Origin of the sequence: Mesorhizobium sp. M1A.T.Ca.IN.004.03.1.1, from assembly GCF_003997555.1 — a bacterium.
Lineage (GTDB): Bacteria > Pseudomonadota > Alphaproteobacteria > Rhizobiales > Rhizobiaceae > Mesorhizobium.
Genome location: NZ_RZTV01000988.1, coordinates 1 through 241 on the forward strand (window position 1 = coordinate 1; position 241 = coordinate 241).

A 241-nucleotide genomic window follows, 5' to 3' on the forward strand; every position below is an offset into this window, starting at 1 on the left:
GTCTCGCACGGCTTGAAGAGCGTCTCGGCGCGCGCCTCCTGCGCCGAACCACGCGAAAGCTCGTCCTCACTGATGCTGGCGAGGTGTTCTACCGGCAGGCTTGCATTGCACTTGAGGCTGTGCGCGTCGCCGAACAAAGCGTGCGAACTACCGACGACATCGTGCGTGGTGATTTGCGCGTCTCGGTCCCGCCGATGACGAGCGTTGGCCTCCATGCGATGCTATGCGAGTTTGCCGCGCG

1 pseudogene is annotated in these 241 nt (G+C 63.9%); it reads left to right on the top strand.

What is annotated here, in order from left to right:
• Positions 1–38: 38 nt before the first annotated feature.
• A pseudogene (locus tag EOD29_RS34635) lies at positions 39–241 on the top strand (LysR family transcriptional regulator); the annotation flags it as partial.